Origin of the sequence: Chondrinema litorale, from assembly GCF_026250525.1 — a bacterium.
GTDB lineage: Bacteria > Bacteroidota > Bacteroidia > Cytophagales > Flammeovirgaceae > Chondrinema > Chondrinema litorale.
In genome coordinates, this window is sequence record NZ_CP111043.1 from 3989670 (window position 1) to 4008074 (window position 18405).

The 18405-nt window shown below is 34.8% G+C and carries 15 protein-coding genes and 1 tRNA gene; 10 read left to right on the forward strand and 6 right to left on the reverse strand.

The features are described 5' to 3' along the window. Nucleotides 1-22 precede the first annotated feature (22 nt). Nucleotides 23-490 carry an ExbD/TolR family protein gene (locus tag OQ292_RS16450; RefSeq protein WP_284683234.1) on the forward strand — a complete coding sequence of 156 codons (468 nt, stop codon included), beginning with the start codon at nucleotides 23-25 and terminating at the stop codon, nucleotides 488-490. Nucleotides 491-538: 48 nt separating this feature from the next. Here OQ292_RS16450 and OQ292_RS16455 read toward each other — a convergent pair whose 3' ends face one another. From OQ292_RS16455 to OQ292_RS16465, 3 genes are read right to left on the reverse strand one after another with little or no spacing between them, the layout of a single operon-like run. Further along, nucleotides 539-700, reverse strand: coding sequence for a hypothetical protein (locus OQ292_RS16455; protein ID WP_284683235.1), 162 nt, complete (start codon nucleotides 698-700; stop codon nucleotides 539-541). A gap of 44 nt (nucleotides 701-744) precedes the next feature. Next, nucleotides 745-1413 carry an IS3 family transposase gene (locus OQ292_RS16460; protein WP_284683236.1) on the reverse strand — a complete coding sequence of 223 codons (669 nt, stop codon included), beginning with the start codon at nucleotides 1411-1413 and terminating at the stop codon, nucleotides 745-747. A gap of 17 nt (nucleotides 1414-1430) precedes the next feature. Beyond that, the gene (locus OQ292_RS16465; RefSeq protein WP_284683237.1) at nucleotides 1431-1865 is read right to left on the reverse strand and encodes a transposase; all 435 of its coding nucleotides are present in this window, start codon (nucleotides 1863-1865) and stop codon (nucleotides 1431-1433) included. A gap of 416 nt (nucleotides 1866-2281) precedes the next feature. On the opposite strand from OQ292_RS16465, the gene OQ292_RS16470 reads away from it, so the two are divergent. After that, the gene (locus OQ292_RS16470; RefSeq protein ID WP_284683238.1) at nucleotides 2282-2503 is read left to right on the forward strand and encodes a DUF2795 domain-containing protein; all 222 of its coding nucleotides are present in this window, start codon (nucleotides 2282-2284) and stop codon (nucleotides 2501-2503) included. A gap of 59 nt (nucleotides 2504-2562) precedes the next feature. On the opposite strand, the gene OQ292_RS16475 is transcribed toward OQ292_RS16470, so the two are convergent. Next, nucleotides 2563-3246 carry a 2-C-methyl-D-erythritol 4-phosphate cytidylyltransferase gene (locus tag OQ292_RS16475; RefSeq protein WP_284683239.1) on the reverse strand — a complete coding sequence of 228 codons (684 nt, stop codon included), beginning with the start codon at nucleotides 3244-3246 and terminating at the stop codon, nucleotides 2563-2565. A gap of 215 nt (nucleotides 3247-3461) precedes the next feature. On the opposite strand from OQ292_RS16475, the gene pdhA reads away from it, so the two are divergent. From pdhA to OQ292_RS16500, 5 genes are all read left to right on the forward strand, one after another. Then, nucleotides 3462-4484: a pyruvate dehydrogenase (acetyl-transferring) E1 component subunit alpha gene (gene pdhA / locus OQ292_RS16480; RefSeq protein ID WP_284683240.1), complete on the forward strand. Its 1023-nt coding sequence runs from the start codon at nucleotides 3462-3464 to the stop codon at nucleotides 4482-4484. A 159-nt stretch (nucleotides 4485-4643) separates the two neighbouring features. Continuing rightward, the gene (locus tag OQ292_RS16485) at nucleotides 4644-5363 is read left to right on the forward strand and encodes a tetratricopeptide repeat protein (RefSeq protein ID WP_284683241.1); all 720 of its coding nucleotides are present in this window, start codon (nucleotides 4644-4646) and stop codon (nucleotides 5361-5363) included. Nucleotides 5364-5643: 280 nt separating this feature from the next. Next, a complete protein-coding gene (locus OQ292_RS16490; protein ID WP_284683242.1) occupies nucleotides 5644-11247 on the forward strand; it encodes an alpha-2-macroglobulin family protein in 5604 nt (1867 codons plus the stop codon). A gap of 201 nt (nucleotides 11248-11448) precedes the next feature. After that, nucleotides 11449-13491, forward strand: a complete 2043-nt coding sequence (gene ligA / locus OQ292_RS16495) for an NAD-dependent DNA ligase LigA (RefSeq protein WP_284683243.1) — start codon at nucleotides 11449-11451, stop codon at nucleotides 13489-13491. 154 nt (nucleotides 13492-13645) lie between these two features. Next, nucleotides 13646-14158, forward strand: a complete 513-nt coding sequence (locus tag OQ292_RS16500; protein WP_284683244.1) for a DUF6913 domain-containing protein — start codon at nucleotides 13646-13648, stop codon at nucleotides 14156-14158. A gap of 49 nt (nucleotides 14159-14207) precedes the next feature. Here the strand turns inward: OQ292_RS16500 and OQ292_RS16505 are convergent, their stop codons facing one another. Further along, complete coding sequence (locus tag OQ292_RS16505; RefSeq protein ID WP_284683245.1) at nucleotides 14208-14381, reverse strand: histone H1; 174 nt, start codon at nucleotides 14379-14381, stop codon at nucleotides 14208-14210. A 384-nt stretch (nucleotides 14382-14765) separates the two neighbouring features. On the opposite strand from OQ292_RS16505, the gene menD reads away from it, so the two are divergent. The 3 genes from menD (at nucleotide 14766) to OQ292_RS16520 (ending at nucleotide 17510) form a co-directional block, all read left to right on the forward strand. Beyond that, the gene (gene menD, locus OQ292_RS16510; protein ID WP_284683246.1) at nucleotides 14766-16490 is read left to right on the forward strand and encodes a 2-succinyl-5-enolpyruvyl-6-hydroxy-3-cyclohexene-1-carboxylic-acid synthase; all 1725 of its coding nucleotides are present in this window, start codon (nucleotides 14766-14768) and stop codon (nucleotides 16488-16490) included. 50 nt (nucleotides 16491-16540) lie between these two features. Further along, on the forward strand, nucleotides 16541-17365 hold the full coding sequence (gene menB / locus OQ292_RS16515; protein ID WP_284683247.1) for a 1,4-dihydroxy-2-naphthoyl-CoA synthase: 825 nt from the start codon (nucleotides 16541-16543) through the stop codon (nucleotides 17363-17365). A gap of 73 nt (nucleotides 17366-17438) precedes the next feature. Then, nucleotides 17439-17510, forward strand: a tRNA-Arg gene (locus tag OQ292_RS16520). 40 nt (nucleotides 17511-17550) lie between these two features. On the opposite strand, the gene OQ292_RS16525 is transcribed toward OQ292_RS16520, so the two are convergent. Then, the gene (locus OQ292_RS16525) at nucleotides 17551-18063 is read right to left on the reverse strand and encodes a hypothetical protein (RefSeq protein ID WP_284683248.1); all 513 of its coding nucleotides are present in this window, start codon (nucleotides 18061-18063) and stop codon (nucleotides 17551-17553) included. Between the last annotated feature and the right edge of the window lie 342 nt (nucleotides 18064-18405).

The window sequence follows — 18405 nt, forward strand, 5'->3', positions numbered from 1 at the left end:
CATTCTTTAAAAAACAGGTATTATGGCAAAGTTTAAAAAGAAAACCAATACCAGTCAGGAAATTCCTACTTCTGCATTACCCGATATTATCTTTATGTTGTTATTCTTCTTTATGGTAACAACAGTAATGAGGGAAACGGACTTACTTGTAGAAAATAAATTACCAAGTGCTACTCAGTTAACTAAACTTGAGCAAAAGTCTTTAGTAAGTTATATATACATAGGTAAACCAAAAGATATTCAGAAATACGGTAAAGAACCTCGTATACAGGTTAATGACGTTTTGGTTGAACCAGATGAAATTCCTCAGTTTGTTTTTGCAGAAAAAGAAAAACTAGATGAGGTAGAAAGAGATAAAATAACCATGTCTCTAAAAGTTGATAGGGATGCTAAAATGGGTATTATTATCGACGTAAGGCAGCAACTTAGAGAAGCAAACGCGTTGAAAGTAAACTATTCAAGTACACTTAGCGCAGACGCTATACTTTAAAAATATAGTGACTAGTCCTAAAAAATCGATACAGATTTTAAGATAAAATTAAGTAGCATCGGGAATAGACTCGGTGCTATTTTTCTTTCTATAGTTCTTAATCTTGACTTTGTTTTGTTGATGCATAAAAACTGGAGTGTTCATCCAACAGCTCCAATGTGGCCGATCATGTTTGTAAATATAAATACTCTGTTCTATAAGTTTGTCCATTAGCTCTATATCTGACGTAGTAATTCCTAAGATAAATTCGTGTTTTAAAATGCCATTCCATGGGGGCCATTTACTCTTTCGGCTATTGCATTTTGATATGGATCATAACTTTCTGTCATGCTGCAAGCAATTTCAGTACTATGAAGTAGCTGCTGATAGGTATCACAACAGTACTGTACTCCTTGCAGGCGCCCTTTGTCTGAATGATGAATCAACTCCCTTTTAGGATATTGTCGGTTGGTAATTGCCATTTGAAGAGCTTCTACAGCTCCTGATGCATCTAGGCTATTTGATACATTATATCCCATAATCTGCTTAGAGTAGGCATCAGTTACTAATGATAAATACATCGGGTTTTCCCTTGTGCCAATGTAAGTAATGTCGGATACCCAGACTTGCTCAGGCTTATCGATATAAAAATTTTCGATAAGGTTTTTATGCTTTCTAAATCGATGGTGAGAGTCTGTGGTGACATGGTATTGCTTCATCGGGACTATTTGTAAATGGTTAGCTTTCATAATGGAGAATAACCTATCTCGACCAACACCTAACTCTCTGAGCTGTTCATAGAGCAAATGATATAACTTTCGTGTGCCAATTCGTGGCATTTTCAAGCGTACCTCTTGTACCATAGCAATTACTTGTGTGGCTATTTCTTGTTTTAACCTCCTCCTTTTGATAGAGCGGTAGTAAACCTGCCTACTGATCCCCAACAGTTCACAAGCCCGTATCACACTCCCTTTTTGTTCAACCTTGAATCGATCAACTGTTGAGGTAAAGACTTTTTTCTGATGGGTATTTTCAGCTCAGCTTCAGCAATATCTATCATCATATCAAACAGGATCACTTTCTTGTCTGAATCTTCAAGTCGCTTCTCTAGAGATGCTTTTTGTTGTTCTAGTAAACGGACTTTGTCTTCTAGCTCCAAAAGCTTTTGATCTGGGGATTTTTCCATTTTCAAATGTGATTTATTCTCCCAATCTAAGTTACCAAATTTTAGCAGCCAAGTTTTTACCGTAGCATTTCCTTGAATACCATATTTTCGTTGAGCCGCTTTTATTCCCAAAAAGCCGCTCTCTATTTCTTGAACAACCTGCAATTTAAAAGCATAACTGTAATCGCGTTGTGTGCGCTTAACATACTGGGGTTCATTGTCTTTCTTCATAGTGTTACTTTTTGTGTAACGCTTATTCAGGACGGGACAACTAATACAAAAAAAGAGGTCATCTTTTAATTAAGGTGGCCTCTTTTTTTGTGTCAATTATTGTAATTCTATTCTAAAGAATTCTTAATAAAATCATCAAATTTTAAAATAGAATTACTTTTTATAAACTTTTTTTATATAATATGTTTTATTGAAAAAATATATGATAGAAAATTTTCTTTATTTAATATTAAGTTTCTGATTATCAATATTATATAGAAAATTTTTTTAATTGAAATATTTTATTTACTTCGCGGAAAATATCGAATATTAAATATCGTTGTTCGGATTTGATGACATAGTAATTTAAATATTACAATTAGAATCAAATATTATTTGGAACTAACAAATTAATTTAAAATTTAATTATAAGTATTATGTATTGGACATTAGAATTAGCTTCATTTCTTGAAGATGCACCATGGCCGGCTACTAAAGATGAATTGATCGATTATTCTATTCGTACGGGTGCTCCTATGGAGGTAGTAGAAAACTTACAGGAATTGGAAGATGATGGCCAACCTTATGAAAACATAGAGGAAATTTGGCCTGATTATCCAACTAAAGAAGATTTCTTTTTCAATGAAGATGAGTATTGATTTTTTAATCAATACATCATCTCTTAGTGATACACAGAAGTGTTGCGAAATATTTTTTATTAAGTATTAGAGTTTAACATTGAGTTTGCAAAAATAAGATCCTCAGGAGTGGTAATTTTTATATTTTGATAGGAACCATCAATTAAATTGATCTTATGGCCCGCAAACTCCAAAACAGATGCATCATCGGTAAAAAAGTCTTGCTCTTTAACAAAGTACGCTTTTTTTATTAAGTCTGATTGAAAGGTTTGAGGTGTTTGAATTAATCTAAACTCGGCCCGATTTTCAGCTTTGTTAAAGTCTGGAGTTACTTTTCTTATAGAATCTTTTAAGGGAACCGAAACGATTGCGTTCCCTTTTTTTGCTGCAACTTCATACGAGAGGTTGATAGTCTCTTCTAACACAAATGGACGTACACCATCGTGTACTGCAACTAAACTTTTATCGCTTACACCTTCAAGCCCATTTTTAACTGATTGAAATCTTGATGCACCGCCTTTATAAATTTTGTGAGGTACATTAAAAAGATACTCAGCCACAAGCTTATTCCATGTTTCTATATGGTTGTCTGGTAGTACTAGAATAATTTCGGTGTTATTATCAGCTTGTTTAAATTTTTCAATGGTATGCATTAAAATAACTTTATCCTTAAGTCGGATAAACTGTTTGGGTGTTCTAGTATTCATTCTGCTACCGCTGCCACCAGCTACAATTACTGCATACTTTTTAAAATTCAATTGCATGTTATTATAGAGTTGTTAATTTTAATAGGTGAAGTAAGTTGAAAAAAGAGGTATTTATAGTATAAAATCGAATAAATTTACAGCGCTATTTAAGAATAAATTAAGCTAAAAAAGCATTGAGCTTATTGTGGGTTTGTAAATTAAAGCAAAACTTACGAATTTCGACAAAATTTTACGATTTCCAGAATTGATATTTTAAAGTCAAAGATCTAATAATGGTTACAGAGGAAAAAGAAAAGAATGCAAACGAAGCGATTTTTTCAAAAGAAACATATATGTACTGGTATGAGAAGATGCTTCTAATCAGACGTTTTGAAGAAAAAGCGGGTCAATTATACGGTCAACAAAAAATCAGGGGTTTTTGCCACCTTTATATAGGACAGGAAGCTTGTGCAGTTGGAGCAGCATCAGCATTAATAAAAGGAGACAAGTACATTACTGCATATCGTGACCACGGCCAGCCATTAGCTTTGGGAACTCACCCAAATAATGTTATGGCAGAGTTATTTGCAAAAGAAACCGGTTGCTCTAAGGGCAAAGGAGGTTCAATGCACATATTTGATAAGGAAGTTGGATTTATGGGTGGCCACGGTATTGTAGGTGGTCAAATTCCATTAGGTGCAGGTATCGCTTTTGCTGAGAAATATAACAAAACAGGTAATCTTTGTATTTGTTATATGGGAGATGGCGCTGTAAGACAAGGTGCTTTCCACGAAGCTTTCAACATGGCAATGTCTTGGAACTTACCAGTAATATTTGCTATAGAAAATAACGGTTACGCAATGGGTACTTCAGTACAAAGAACCTCAAACGTAACTGACTTATATAAATTAGGTGCAGCTTACGATATGCCTTCTTACCCAGTAAATGCAATGAATGTAGAGGATGTGCATTTGGCTGTAGAAGAAGCTGCTGAAAGAGCTAGAGCTGGAAAAGGACCTACTTTACTTGAGTTAAGAACTTACAGATACAAAGGTCACTCAATGTCTGACCCTGCTAAATACAGAACTAAAGAAGAATTAGCATCTTACAAAAAGCAAGATCCAATCGAGCAAGTAAAAGCTAAAATTCTTGAGTTAGGTCATGCTACAGAAGAAGACTTGAAAAAAATTGATAAAGATATCAAACAAGTAGTTGCAGAATCAGTAACATTTGCTGAAGAGTCTAAGTACCCAGATCCATCAGAAATTTTTAAAGATATCTACGTACAAGAGGATTATCCTTACAGTACTAATTAATATTAAAAGCAATATATTGCTTTGGGTTTGGGCAATTACCAAACCCTTTTTTTTGCATAATAACTAGTTCAGTTGCCATTGTTTAATAAAATTAGGTAAGTTTGCTAGTTAGTAATTAAGAATAATTGTTTATTTTTGCAGCCTTAAAAAATATTTCCAATGGCAAAAAAAGATAAAACGGCAACGAGAAAAACATCAGGACACAAGGAAGATACATCAACAAAGATTTATGAGAGTCCTGAGGCTTTACAGGATCAATTAAATAGAACACAACAGTTTGCAGATAAGAATAAAAATTTGCTAACTGGTGTTTTAACTGTTGCAGTGTTAATTATTGGTGGAATTTTTTGGTATAAATGGTATGTGAACAAGCAAGATGTTACCGCTCAGGAACAACTTTTCCCTGCTGTATTTTACTTTGAAAAAGATTCATTAAATAAGGCACTTGATGGCGATGGTAACTATACTGATGGTTTTGTTGCTATTAGTGATGAGTATGGAGTGACAGAAGCTGGAAACCTTGCTGATTTTTATGCAGGTGTTAGTTTCTTGAAAGAAGGGGAATATGATCAGGCTATTTCTCATTTGTCTGATTTTAGCAGTGATGACTACTTAGTGCAAGCCAGAGTATATTGTTTATTAGGAGATGCTTATCTTCAAAAAGGACAAACTGGTGATGCAGTATCAAACTATAAAAAAGCTACAGAGTATTATCCTAATAAGGAGTTTACTCCAATGTACTTACTTAAGTTGGCTACAGCTTACGAAGTTTCAAATGATATTAATTCTGCGGCGATGATTTATCAAAGTATTATTGATGATTATCCTGCAGCGCAGGAAGTAAATACGGCTAAAAAATATTTAGCTAAAATTCAATAGATAAACTACTCATTTGATTTAAGATCCCGGTTACGCCGGGATTTTTTTTTGTCTAAATCAAATAGAACAATTTAACTTAATTGAGAAATATTAAAATTAGATTGATGCAAATCTCATTGAGAATGGATAACTTTAACCAGTATTTTTAGTATATTTTCACAGCATTCTTCAAGCAGACTTATTTTTTTTATTGCATAACTCTCAATAAATAGCATATTTTAATGCTATATATATATAATCCCCAAATTGTACTTAAGAATAAACAAATTGCAATTTTTTTATGAAGCCGTTTGCTAGTATTTCCATTTTGGCACTTAGTGTTACCAGAAAAGTTTTTATCACTGCATTTATTCTGGCTGTTGTAATTGGAGGTTTTTTGTACTTCTCAAGTACATTAAAAGCAGGTAGGAGTGTGAAAACAACTGTAGATGCTGCCTATGCATCTTATGTAAGCGCATATACTGCCGGAGTTATATCCAAAAAGTCTCCTATTAGAATACAACTGGCCTCTCAGTTTGCAGATTCAGCAAGAGTCGGCGAATCTGTTACATCTTCATATTTTACATTTGATCCAGAAATTACAGGTGATGCATCTTGGATTGATAGCAGAACAATAGAATTTATTCCTGCAAAAGAGCTTCAGTCAGGAACAAAGTATGTGTTGAATTTTGAATTAGGTAAAGTAGTAGATGTGCAAGATGGTATGGAAAACTTATCCTACGAGTTTTCAACGATCTCACAAAATTTCGATTTGCAACTAGAAGGCTTAGCACCAGACGATAACGATGAACCAAGTATGCAAAAGCTTTCTGGTTCTATATATACTGCCGATATAGCTTCAAATGAAGAAGTAGAAAAATTATTAACAGCTTCATTAAATGATAAAACATTAGATATTTCTTGGGTGCATCCCGAAGAAGGTTTAACCCATTATTTTACTGTTTCTGGTATTGAGCGAAAAGATAGCAAACGCACGCTCGAACTAGAGTGGAATGGTGAGCCAATGGGTGTTTCTTATAAAGGAACCGAAAATGTAGATATTCCTGCGCTTGGAGACTTTAAGTTAATGAATACCGAAGTGGTGCATAATCCAGAACAGTATGTGCGCTTAAGGTTTTCAGATCCAATTCAGGCCAATCAAGATTTGGATGGTCTTATCCAGATAACTGGTTTAAACAATCTTAGATTCCAGATTCAGGCTAATGAGATTTTGGTTTACCCAACAGTAAGACAAACAGGTGCGAAAGAAGTTCGTGTTTCACCCGGAATTAAAAACAGCCAAGGTTATCCGTTAAAAGATGATTTGAGTTTTTCGCTGGCTTTTGAGCAAATGAAACCAGAGGTGAGATTTGTGGGTAATGGAACAATTTTACCTAATTCTAAAGGATTGATTTTACCTTTTGAAGCAGTTGGTTTAAATGAGGTAGATGTTAGAGTAATTAGAGTTTATGAAGATAATATCGCTCAGTTTCTGCAAGTAAATTCACTTGAAGAAAGAACAGAGATGAAACGAGTAGGAAGACCTATTCTGCTAAAAAATATCAAATTGAATAACTCTGGTAATGCAGATATGAGCAACTGGAGCAGGTATTCACTTGATCTTTCAGATATGATTCAAACCGAACCAGGAGCAATCTATCAGGTGAACATCAGCTTTACAAAAGACTATGCAGCTTATGTTTGCCAAGAAGAATTTGACCTTGGTGAAGGTGCATCAGAGAGTAATAAAGAAACTTCACTTCAAGAGCTTGAAGAGGAGTACGATAAAAATACTTGGGATTATTACGACGATTACTATTACTACGGATATTACGATTGGGAACATCGTGATGACCCTTGCCACCCTGCTTATTATGGTGCGAGAAGATCGGTTAATAAAAATGTATTAGCTTCTGATCTTGGTGTAATTGCCAAGAGAGGCAATAATGGAGAAATGTTGGCAGCAGTAACCGATTTAAGAACTACTGAGCCTTTAAGTAATGTAGAAGTGGCCGTTTATAATTACCAGCATCAGTTACTCGACGATAATCTAACTGATAGCGAAGGTCTGGCAAGACTAGATCCTAAAAAGAAACCTTTCTTGTTGGTTGCTACACTTGGTAACCAAAAGGGATACCTTAAGATAGACGATGGCTCATCACTTTCTCTCAGTAATTTCAATGTGAGAGGTCAAGAAATTCAGAAAGGATTAAAAGGCTTTATTTATGGAGAAAGAGGTGTTTGGAGACCGGGAGATACACTTTTCTTAAACTTTATTCTTGAAGATAAAGATAGATTATTGCCAGAAAACCACCCAGTTGTATTCCAATTACAAAACCCAATGGGGCAGGTGGTTAAGAAAGAAGTTCGCTCTCAAGGTGTTGATGGCTTTTACAACTTTATAACTACTACTGATGCCGATGCACCAACTGGAAATTGGACAGCCAAAGTTATGGTTGGTGGTACTACATTCAGTAAAAACATTAAAATTGAAACTGTTAAACCTAACCGTTTAAAAATTAATCTGGATTTTGGTACAGATAAATTAACAGCAAGTAATGGAAAGATAACTGCCGATTTAGAAGTAAAATGGTTACATGGAGCGCCTGCACCAAATTTAAAAGCAGAGTTTGAGCTTGACCTTACTAAAGGTAAAACAGCTTTTGAAGACTATCAGAATTATAATTTTGATGATGAAGGCAAACAGTTCTATGGAGAAAGCCAGCAAGTGTTTAGTGGTAGGTTAGACGAAAATGGTAAAGCAACCATCAGTACAAGTATAGATGTAGAAGATGCAGCTCCCGGAGTTTTACAGGCAAATTTTAGAGGAAAAGTATTTGAAGAAGGTGGCAACTTTAGTGTAGATAGAATTGTGATTCCTTACTACCCTTTCAGCTCTTTTGTTGGGATGAAATTGCCAGATAGCAAAAGTTGGAGCAAGCTTTTTTATGATAAGTCTAATAGCGTTGATATTGCAACGGTAGATGCAAATGGAGAGCCTGTTGACAGACAAGGAGTTATAGTTTCTGTTTACCGACTAAATTGGAGTTGGTGGTGGAATCAAAGTAGTGAAGATGTAGCCAATTATGTAAGTCGCCAAAACAAAACTCCGGTCGCAACTGGTAGAGTAAATACAAGTGGTGGAAAAGCTACTTTTAATTTTGATCTAAACGAGTGGGGTAGATACTACATCAAAGTTTGTGATCCAGTATCGGGACATTGTACTGGCGAAATTCATTATACTTCTTGGGGTGGAGATAGTAACGAAATGCCATCTGGAGCTACCATGTTAACTTTTGCTTCTGATAAAGAAAAGTATCAGGTAGGTGAAAAAGTAACACTTAATATTCCGGGCAGTAAAAATAGCAGAGCTTTAATTAGCATCGAAAATGGAAGAAAGGTAGTACAAACTTTCTGGTTGCAAACAGAAGAAGGCGACAATCCATTCTCTTTCGAAGTTACAGAAGCAATGGCACCGAATGTTTATGTAAATATTTCATTGATACAACCACATGCGCAAACGATCAACGATTTACCAATTAGGCTTTATGGTGTAATTCCAGTGATGGTAGATGATCCAGAAACCCATCTTTCACCAGAACTAAAAATGCCAGATGTATTGGAGCCAGAATCCACATTTGAGGTGCAAGTATCTGAGAGTGAAGGTAAACCAATGACATACACCTTGGCTGTTGTAGAAGAAGGTTTGCTTGATCTTACCAGATTTAAAACTCCTGATCCTTGGTCTAACTTCTATGCGAGAGAAGCACTAGGTGTTAAAACTTGGGATTTATACGATGATGTAATGGGAGCGTTTGGCGGCTCATTAGGTAGATTACTTGCCTTAGGTGGTGGTGACGGAGTTGATGCGAAAGAAAATGCTAAAGCAAACCGATTTAAACCTGTTGTAAAATATTTAGGTCCATTCCAATTGGATGCTGGAGATGCCAATGTGCATAAAATTAAAATGCCAAGATACATTGGTTCTGTAAAAACAATGGTGGTGGCTGCTAAAGGTGGAGCTTATGGTAACACCGAAAAAGTGACACCTGTAAAAAAATCTCTCATGGTTTTAGGTACACTACCAAGAGTTTTAGGACCTGAAGAAAAAGTGAAATTACCAGTAAATGTGTTTGTTTCTGATCCTTCAATCAGTAGTGTAACAGTAAATATTGAAGCGAGCGATTTACTTTCTTTACCAACAGCTTCTAAGCAGGTTCAGATAGATAAATCTGGTGAGCAAATCGTCTTTTTCGATATGGATGTGAAGGCTACCACAGGTATTGGCAATATCAAAATTACTGCTTCTGCAAATGGAGTAACTTCTGTAGATGAAGTAGAAATTGATGTGAGAAACCCGAATCCACCAGTTACGAATGTGATTGAAGGCATGATACAACCAGGTAAAACTTGGGATGCTTCTTACGGAGCAATCGGTGTTGCAGGTACAAATTCATCGATGTTAGAGGTTTCACGCATACCACCAATTAACTTAGAGAAAAGACTTTCTTATTTAATTCGCTATCCTTATGGATGTATCGAGCAAACAGTCTCTTCTGGTTTCCCTCAGTTGTTGGTTAACAACCTAATGGAAATTACTCCTGAAAGAAGTAAGAAGATAGAAAGTAATATTAAGGCGACAATTGCTAGACTTAACTCTTTCCAAACAAATGATGGAGGTATGGCTTATTGGCCAGGACAAAGAGAAAGCAGCGATTGGGGATCTGTTTATGCTTATCATTTTATTATTGAGGCAGAGAAAAAAGGCTATCAAGTGCCAAGTTTCTTAAAGTCTAACTTGAAACGATACCTCAAAAAATCTGCACGTGAATGGAGATACAGCAAAGCTTATTGGAACGACGATTTAATGCAAGCATACAGACTTTACGCTTTGGCTTTAAGTAACGATGCAGAAACTGGTGCGATGAACAGGTTAAGAGAGCTGAAAGAACTGACAACGCAAGGTGCTTGGCGATTAGCTGCGGCATATTATCTAACAGGTAAAAATAGTGCTGGTAAAGAACTGGTTAAAGGCTTAACTACAGATGTAAAGAGTTATAAAGAACTATCTTACACTTATGGTTCAGATACCAGAGATAAAGCGATGATTTTAGAAACGCTTTGTTTGATGAATGACAAAGCCAAAGGCTTCGATTTATTAAAAGACATTGCCGCACATTTAAGTGCAGATACTTGGTTGAGTACTCAAACAACTGCTTACAGTTTGATTGCAGTAGCCAAATTTGCAGGCATGGACAATGCCTCTCAATCATCTGGAATGAAATTCACTTTGAATTTACCAGAAGGTAGCCCTGTTGAAGCGAGCACAGATCTTTCTATGATTCAGAAAAAACTGAATGTAAAAGCTGGTGGAGTGTATAATCTTTCTTTAAAGAATACGAGCAACACAGTATTATTTACTAGAATTATTACCGAAGGTGTTCCTGCGAGAGGTGATCAATCTGCGGCAGAAAGTAGCTTGAAGTTGAGTGTTCGCTATCTGGATTTAAATGAGAAAGAAATGGATCCAACAAGTCTAGCTCAAGGTACAGACTTTATGGTAGAAGCCAAAGTTACCAATCCTGGTTTGCGAGGTAATTATGAAGAATTAGTATTGAATCAGATATTCCCTTCTGGCTGGGAAATTCTCAATTCCAGAATGGATGGCAGTCTCGATTCAGATAAGGTAAGCGAACCAGAATATCAAGATATACGAGACGATAGAGTTTATACCTTCTTCGATCTAAAAGCTTCAGAAACCAAGACTTTTAGAATCAGGTTGAATGCGAGTTATGCAGGAGAGTACTATATGCCGACCATTTCTTGTGAGGCTATGTACGATCACAGCATTAATGCACGTAAGCCGGGTAAAGTAGTAAAAGTTGAAGGAGTTGAAAATCAATAAGTCTTATAAAGAATAAATCAATATCCCCATGTCAGTAGAGAATCGACATGGGGTATTTTTTTATCTTTCAAAGAATTTAAATCAAAATGCATTGGATGTGTGTTTAATTTGAAGCAGAAAAAATTAAGCATAGTTTCCATTTAATAAGATTCGTAAAAAACAAAAGCACTGACTATTTTTGGGAAAATCAAATGACCTAGTATGAAACCAGAAGAAGCAAGGATAGAAATAGCCGAATTAACTAAAAAAATTAACCATTACAATATACAGTACTATCAAAATGATGTATCAGAAGTTTCTGATTATGAGTTTGATATGCTACTTGAGAAATTAATGTCACTCGAAAAGGAGTTCCCGGAGTTTGCTTATCCGGACTCGCCAAGTAAAAGAGTGGGAGGTACAATTACCAAGGCTTTTAATTCGGTAAAACACCAATATCCTATGCTTTCGTTGGGGAATACCTACAACGAAGAAGAGTTGTTTGATTTTGATAAGCGTGTAGAAAAATTACTGGAGGAGCCTTACGAATATACTTGTGAATTAAAGTTTGATGGTGTAGCGCTAAGTCTAACTTATGAAAATGGGCTTTTGCTACGAGCAGTCACCAGAGGTGATGGTGTGCAGGGAGATGAAGTAACTGAAAATGCCAAAACCATCATGAATATTCCCTTAAGTATTGAGGGTGAAAATATACCTCCATTATTTGAAGTAAGGGGCGAAGTTTTCTTAACTAGAAAGCGTTTTGAACAACTCAATCTGGAAATTGTTACTGAAAACAAGGAAAGAGAAAAGGCTGGTAAGAAGCCAATCAAATTGTTGGCAAACCCTAGAAATGCTGCTTCTGGTACGTTAAAAATGCAAGATTCTGGAGTGGTTGCAAAGCGAAAATTAGGCTTTTTTGCTTATTCCCTAATTTGGGATAATATGGATATAAAAACCCATGCAGAAGCCCTTGAGTTACTTACTAGTTGGAAGTTTAATGTTTCTGATACTTACAAAAAATGTGGTGAGATTAAAGAAGTTGTAAGCTACATCAACGACTGGGAGAAAAAGCGAAAAAACTTTCCAGTTGAAACAGACGGAATTGTTATTAAAGTAAACGATTTCAGACTACAGGAAGAGTTAGGTTACACGTCAAAAAGTCCTCGTTGGGCGATTGCCTATAAATATAAAGCCGAAAGTGCTTCTACTATTCTCAAATCAGTTTCTTTTCAAGTAGGTAGAACTGGAGCAGTTACTCCGGTGGCTAATTTGGAGCCTGTTTTATTGGCAGGAACTACTGTAAAAAGAGCCAGTTTGCATAATGCGAATGAGATTGAACGACTTGATTTGCATTTAGGAGATATGGTTTATATTGAAAAGGGTGGAGAAATTATTCCTAAAATTACTGGTGTAAATACTCCTTTGAGAAAAGGTGATGCACAGGTAGTTGACTTTATTAGCAACTGCCCAGATTGTAATACACCATTGATCAGAAAAGAAGGTGAAGCAGCGCATTATTGCCCTAATGTTTTAGGCTGCCCAACTCAGATTAAAGGTAGAATTGAGCACTTTATTCAAAGAAAGGCAATGAATGTAGAATCGCTTGGTCCTGAGACAATTGAACAATTGTATGCAAATGGTTTATTAAAGCATCCCGGAGACTTGTATAAACTTACCAAAGAGCAATTAATGTCGCTTGACAGGTTTGGAGAAAAATCAGCCGATAATATTCTAGAGGGAATTCAAAACTCTAAAAGTATTGCTTTTCCAAGAGTATTGTTTGCTTTAGGAATTAGATATGTAGGTGCCACAGTTGCCGAAAAACTGGCCATTCACTTTAAAAATATAGATGCTCTCACTAAAGCTACTTTAGAAGAGTTGGTGGCTGTGCATGAGATTGGTGAAAGAATCGCGGAAAGTCTGGTTGCTTATTTTGAAGATGAGCAAAATATGTTAGTAATAGATGCTTTAAAAGAAGCGGGATTACAATTTGAGATGCCAGAAGAGCCAGAGGTAAATGAAGAAGAAGCTACACTGGCAGGAAAATCATTTTTAGTTTCTGGTGTTTTTGCCAACTACGAAAGAGACGAATTGAAAAGTTTAATAAAAAGTAAGGGTGGCAAGGTTTTATCGGCAGTTTCTGGTAATCTGGATTATCTTATTGCAGGTGATAAAGCTGGAGGGAGTAAGCTCAAAAAGGCAGAAGCATTAGAGGTTAAGATAATTTCAGAAGAGGAATTTGTATCTTTGCTTAATTCGTAAAATCGAATTTCTCATTAACTAAAGTACCAAACAGGTTAAAATGTTAGTTATTGCTGTATAGAGTTTTTTAAGTAATCTATACTTTTATTATCTTAACCAATCTTTATTTGATTTTTTAATGAGCTCAATCGTCACATCCGTAAGAGAGTTTTTTTTGAACCAGAATTTAGCTAAAGCTGTAAAAGCAAATTCTGCAAAGAGAAATTCTATAGATTATAAAGATGCAAAAAGCATCGGTATATATTTTAATGCTTCTGAAGAAGAACATAGCAGTAAGATCAACAACTTTGTGAAAGAACTTAAAAGCGAAGGCAAATCAGTTGAGGCTATTACTTATCTAAATTCCAGTCAAGATAACCCATATAATTTCCAGTACCACGTCTTAAAAGATGAAGATATTACCATGTTTGGGAAGATTAATGCAGAGAAGATTAATAAATTTATAGACAAAGAATTTGACTATCTGTATTGTATCTGTACCGATTTGCAAACACCTGTAAAGTATCTAATGGCAGCGAGTAAGGCAAGATGTAGAGTGGGTACTTATGCTGAAGAAAACTCAGGCTTTTTTGAACTAATGGTGGGAAACAAAAACAACAATAATCTTACAGAACTTATTAAGAATATGGTGCATTATTCGCACGCAATTAAATCTGTTGTTGCTTAAAAAAGTGATTAATCGCAATGATTAATCACCTTTTGATTAGATACAAAACCTATTCATTTTTCTTAGATTGAATATCAACTCTGATATCCTGAGCTAAAGATTTTAGATCTTGCATTCCTTTTCTTACACGGGTACCAGCGGCTTGGTTACCTTTATCATAGAACTTAGCAATGTCTTCTTCAAGTGATGTTACTAGTTCTTTAAGCTTTGTGTATTTTTCCATTGGATTTCAAAATTATTAGTGATTATACTTGATTTACCTGCTGCAAAATAGGAAAATATTGCAAAAACATAAAATCAAAGAAGTATATTTTCAACAATTGATATTAATTATTAATAAATTTTGCACTTATAAAAGAAAATATATGAAAAATAATAGTTCCAAATTGGATTTTTTATTACATCGTAATTTTTTTAAAACTACTTTTTTAGTGCATTTTGCTTGAATTTGAGCCATACAGAGGCGTTTTTATGCAATTTTATAGGAAATAACTAAGTCGTTAGTTATGTAATTTTACCAAGCTGCTAAACAGAATTTTATATTGTTTTTGACTAATCTGTTAACTTTGAAATTGAGTAAATTTGAGGGGTTAGTTAAAGAAATAAAATGGAAGAAAGCAGTTCAATTCAACTTCAATCATTAATAAATATAGCTGAGATTTGTGCCCAACATAATGTGATGCATGCTGTGTTATCTCCGGGTTCCAGATGTGCTCCTTTGCTCATCGCTTTTTCAGCTCATCCTAAGATAAAATGTATTTCAATTTCAGATGAAAGGTCGGCAGCTTACATTGGTATGGGCATCGCTCAATCAACTAATAAAACAGTTGCATTAATTTGTACATCAGGTACAGCTTCTGTTAACTATATGCCAGCTGTTGTGGAGGCTATGTATCAAGAAATACCATTGCTTGTGCTCACTGCAGACCGCCCAGATGAATGGATAGACCAACAAGATGGACAGGCAATAAGGCAACCGAATATTTATGGTTCCTTTGTGAAAAAGAGTTTTCATTTACCCGTAAGTTACGAACACAAAGATGCTGTTTGGCATGCAGAAAGAATGATGAACGAAGCGATTTTGCTTTCGCAAGAAGGGCAGAAAGGGCCTGTTCATGTAAACATTCCAATAAGAGAGCCTTTCTATCCGACATCTCAAAGCGAGGTTACTTTTGGGAAACCTAAAATCATTAGAGCATCTGAGGTACAAATGCAGTTAAGTGATGCTACTCTAAATGAACTGGTAGAAGAGCTTAAAAACTTTGATAATGTAGGCATTCTAATTGGGCAAGATTTACCAAATATTGAGTTGTATTCAATGTTAGGAGCACTGCAAATTCCAGTCTTTACAGATATTATTTCAAATGCACATCAATTAAAAAATGGCATTCAATATCACGATGCATTTTTAGGTAATAAAGAAATTAAGACTAAAATGCCAGTTCCTGATTTGCTCATCTCTTTTGGTAAATCTATTTTATCTAAGCAACTTAAACTGTTTCTAAGGAATAATCCAGATTTGATTCATTGGCATATTCAGCCATATGGTCAGGTAGCAGATGTATTTCAATCATTACAAAGAATTATCAGAACAACACCAACCGACTTTTTCAACAAAATGCTGCCTTATTTAACAGAGAAGGAGAATAAGGTATTTTTTGAGTCTTGGAAATTGATGAGCCAACAAACTGATGATTTTAACCAAGTCTTTTTTAAGCGTGGAAGTTTTGGTGAGTTTGAGGTGGTAATGCGAGTATTAGATGTTATTCCAGAAAATTCTGTGCTTCACTTAGCTAATAGTATGTCGGTAAGATATGCGAATCATATCGGTATAAAGAAAAATATCACTGTGTATTCTAATAGAGGAACAAGTGGAATTGATGGTTGTTTGAGTACAGCTGTTGGGCATTCTTTATCAGATACCAGATTGCATTTTATTATTACTGGAGACCTTACTTTTTTTTACGATGGCAATGCTTTTTGGAATAAGTATAAAAAGTCAAATGTAAGAGTCTTACTTTTAAATAATAATGGTGGTGCTATTTTTAGAATGATTCCCGGTCCTGATAGAACAAATGCCTTAGATGAGTTTTTCGTAACAGAGCAAACACGAAATGCCTCAAAATTGGCAAATTTGCACAGTTTAGACTACAAACAATCCGAAACGCGAGAACAGTTTCTTAAACATTTGGTTGATTTTGTGAATCCTCAAAATAATGAGGCTATGATACTAGAAATTAAAGATTCTCAGCAAAATGTGTATGAGAAAATGCAAGCTTATAAAAATGAATTGGGTAAAATGTTGCCGAATGCTTCGGGCAATGGCTTGTAGCACTTATTTTTACAGATCAAATTTTCATTCAATCACCTAAATCAATAAAAATGGAAAGTAAATTTAGTTGGGAGACCCTCAAAGAATACGAAGATATAAAATTCCAGTTTTGCGATGGAGTTGGAAAAATTACTATTAATAGACCAAGAGTAAGAAATGCTTTTAGACCACAAACGGTAATGGAAATGCTAGATGCAATTGACCATTGTCGTTACGATAATAAAATTATTGTGGTGGTACTTACTGGTGAAGGAGACAAAGCATTTTGTAGCGGTGGTGATCAGAATGTAAAAGGGCATGGTGGATATATAGGTCCAGATGGTGTTCCGAGATTAAATATTCTTGATTTTCAGAAAAAAATACGCTCTTTACCTAAGCCAGTGGTTGCTATGGTAAATGGTTTTGCGATTGGTGGTGGCCATGTACTACATGTGGTTTGTGACATTACTATTGCTTCAGAAAATGCAATTTTCGGGCAAACAGGTCCTAAAGTTGGTAGTTTTGATGCGGGTTTTGGCTCTTCTTATTTAGCCAGACACGTAGGGCAGAAAAAAGCAAGAGAGATTTGGTTCTTATGTAAGCAATATTCTGCGAAAGAAGCAGAAGAAATGGGTATGGTTAACAAAGTAGTTCCTTTGGGAAAACTAGAAGAAGAAACTATGGAATGGTGCAGTATTATGAAATTGAGAAGCCCAATGGCATTAAGAATGATTAAAATGGGACTTAATGCAGAGCTCGATGGACAAGCTGGTATACAAGAACTTGCAGGAAATGCTACACTTCTTTACTACTTAACTGAAGAAGCGCAAGAAGGGAAAAATGCGTTTTTGGAAAAAAGAGATCCAGATTTCCATAAATACCCTAAGTTCCCATAAGAATATTTTAATGTAAAAGAATTAAAAAGTTAGCTAATCTTGGTTAACTTTTTAATTTTGCAAAAGCATTTTTGGCCGCGTAGTACAATGGATAGTATGTGGGTTTCCGGAGCCTAAGATGCAGGTTCGATTCCTGCCGCGGCTATTATGATTGATGATGTGAAATAGCTGAAAAAGTTTTTATACTAATTTATTTTTTCAGGTTCATCTATTCTTTCTTTAATAAGCTCAACTAGTTTTTCGGGTTTAATATCTGCAAAAACTAAACTTAATCTCACCACTTTTTTAGTACTGGGTATTTTGTAATACTCTTCGTTGTCCTCAGTGATATTACCTCTAATTTTTGAATTTAGTTTTAAGAATATTAATAATTCTGCAGCTTTTTGATTGGAAGGGAATAACTGGCAATTTGTGATATCTTCATAAGGTATCTTATTGTATTTTGAGTTGTCATATATTAAAAAATCGTGTTTTGTGAATTCAAACTCTGGGTGTGGCGAAAATATTTTTAATGCATGAAAATACAGCTTCCTTAATAAGGTAATCGATACTGTAATAAGAAATATAGGGAATAATTTTAGCAGAAAAGTATCTTCTCTAAATAGCTCATATATACCTAATACAAGAAATGCGAGTGAGACAGGTATAAATACTATTAAGTCAATTAATTTAGATTTCTTTTTCTTTTGGTTAACCATTAATTCCCCCAAGTATTTTTATAAATCTTATCCCCTCTTCTTCACAGCGTTTATCAAATCCTTTGATAATTTTTATCTCATATACTTTACCATCTAGTTAGAATATAAACCAAATATTTAAAGTGCTTTAATTCCTTCTCTTTTAGCAATAGTTGGGTGTTTTAATTTAGTTAAAACTGTATCTATGTTTACTTCTTTAATTAATCTTTTTTATACTTATCAGAATAGACTAATTGCGTTTCATTATTTTATTCAACTAGGTAATAATTCCACAAAACCATTTTTTAATCCTTTAGAGAAATGATATGAATATGTATTGAGTATATCAGCTAATAATGAAAT